This is a genomic window from Embleya sp. NPDC059213 (genome assembly GCF_042754445.1).
In the GTDB taxonomy this organism is placed as follows: Bacteria; Actinomycetota; Actinomycetes; order Streptomycetales; family Streptomycetaceae; genus Embleya.
The window spans coordinates 1-2,505 of sequence record NZ_JBHZAV010000385.1 but is presented as its reverse complement, the minus strand read 5'-3'; the positions used below and the strand labels follow the sequence as shown (position 1 = coordinate 2,505).

The following is a 2,505-nucleotide window of genomic DNA, read 5'->3' as shown; positions in this document are numbered from 1 at the left end:
TCGCCACCCATCGACGCGGCACCCGGATACATCCCCAGCGTGATCAACACGTCCCGGAAATTGAGCCCCGCCGCCCGCACCGCGATCCGCACCCGACCCGTTTCGAGTCGGTCCTCCTCGGCGTCCTGCGGTGCCGGCCCGAGGGCCAGGCCCTCCAGCGTCCCGGTGCCGGCGGTGTGCAACCGCCAGGCTCCGGCCGGCGGGACCAGTGCGTCGCCGGGGCCGCCGAGACGGGCCAACCTGGGTACGAGCAACTCGCCCTGGCGCAAGGCGAGTTGTGTCTCGCCGCTGCGCGTCGCGGCGTCCAGCAGGGCTGCGGAGGCCGGGCTGTCGTCCGTGTCCACCAGGACGAACCTGCCGGGATGCTCGCTCTGCGCCGACCGGATCAGGCCCCACACCGGCGCGTGTACGAGGTCCGCCACCACATCGCCCGGGCCGGCCGCCACCGCACCGTGCGTGACCAGGACCAGCCGCGACCGTGCCTGCCCCTCGGCCGCGAGCCACTCCCGGATCCGGCGCAGCACGTGCGCCGCCGCCTCCGACACGGCGTCCGCGAGCCCGGTGCCGACCGGGGTCGCAGAGGGGGCACAGTCGAACACCGTCACGTCGTCGGCGTCGGCACCCGTTTGTTCGATCGCGGCCACCGGGGCCGGGATCCAGTCCAGGCGCAGGAGGTTGTCGGCCGTATCGTCGGCGGCACGCACGAGCCGATCGGCGGCGATCGGCCGCAGGACGAGGCCACGCGCGGAGAACACCGGTCCGCCGGTGCCGTCCGTGGCCTCCACGGCCACCGAGTCCGCGTCGCGCACGGACAGGCGTACGCGCAGCGACGACGCCCCGGATGCCCGCAGCCGTACCCCGCTCCAGACGAACGGCAGGCGGACCGCGGCACCGCCTTCGCCGATGGCGGTCAGCGCCGCCGCCTGCAACGCGGCATCGAGCAGCGCCGGGTGCAGCCCGAACCGGCCGGCGCTTTCCCGGTGCTCGACGGGGAGCGCCACTTCGGCGTACAGGTCGTCGGCGACCCGCCAGGCCGCGCGCAGACCCTGGAAGGCGGGGCCGTAGGCGTAGCCGACCTCGGCCAGGTCCGAGTAGAAGTCGTCGAGTTCGATCGGCCGGGCGCCGGCGGGTGGCCACGCCGTCGTGCCGGGATCGGCGTCCTCGCCCGACCCGGCGGCGGTGACAACATCAGGCAGGAGCGCACCGCACGCGTTCCTGGTCCACTCCCGGTCCGGGTCGTCGTCGGCGCGGGAGAAGACGGAGACCGCCCGGCCGCCGTCGGCGTTCGGTGCCGTAACCACGACCTGGATCTGGATTCCGCCCTGTTCGGGCAACACCAGAGGTGCTTCCAGGGCCAGTTCGTCCAGGTGGCCGCAACCCACGGAATCCCCGGCACGGATGGCCAGTTCGACGAAGGCCGTACCGGGCAGCAGCACGGTCCCGGCGACCGCGTGGTCCCTGAGCCAGGCGTGCGAGGACAACGACAGCCGCCCGGTGAGCAGGTATCCCTGCCCGTCGGCCAACGACACCGAGGCGCCCAACAGGGGATGGCCCTCACCGGTGAGTCCGAGTCCGGCCGCGTCGTCGGCACCGCCGAGCGACACGTCGCGCAGCCAGTAACGCCGGTGCTGGAAGGCGTACGTCGGCAGGTCGAGGTCCGTGCCGCGGCCGGGCCGGGCCGGGTCGCCGAGCAGCGGCGACCAGTCCACCGCGAGGCCGGCGGCGTACGCCCGGGCCAAGGCGGCGGTGAAGTGATCCGGCCCGCCCTCGCCCCGGCGCAACGAACCGAGCACCACCGCCCGGGCGTCGGCGGACTCGATGGTGCTCTCGATCGGGGTGGTGAGCACCGGGTGTGCGCTGGCCTCGACGAAGGTGTCGAAGCCCTGCGCGAGCAGCAGCCGCACCGTCTCCTCGAACCGCACGGTCTCGCGCAGGTTGCTGTACCAGTACTCCGCGTCCAGGGCGGCGCCCTCCACCCGCTCCGCCGCCACCGCCGAGTAGAACGGGACCACCGGCACCGCCGGTTCGATATCGGCCAGCTCGGTCACGAGCCGCTCACGGATGGACTCCACCTGCACCGAATGCGACGCGTAGTCCACCGGGACCCGGCGCGCCCACACGTCCGACCGTCCGCATTCCGCGAGCAGTTCGTCCAGCGCGGCACCCTCGCCGGCCACGGTCACCGAGGACGGACCGTTCACCGCCGCGACCGAGATCCGGCCCGCGTACTCCCCGATCAATGCGGTGGCCCGCTCCACCGGGACACCGACCGACGCCATTCCGCCCGAGCCGGCCATCTCCAGAATCGCCCGGCTCCGCAACGCCACAACCTTCGCCGCGTCCTGCAACGACAACGCCCCGGCCACACAAGCGGCAGCGATCTCACCCTGCGAATGCCCCACCACCGCACCCGGCTTCACCCCGAACGAAGCCCACAACTCCGCCAGGGACACCATCACCGCCCACAACACCGGCTGCACCACATCCACCCGGTCGAGCCACTCC

Annotated in this window: 1 protein-coding gene; it reads right to left on the bottom strand. The window is 73.2% G+C overall.

Annotation, left to right across the window (positions count from 1 at the left end; genetic code table 11):
- Nucleotides 1-2,505 (bottom strand): acyltransferase domain-containing protein (locus ACFXMF_RS47420; protein ID WP_380021314.1); only part of this gene is annotated, 2,505 nt, incomplete at both ends.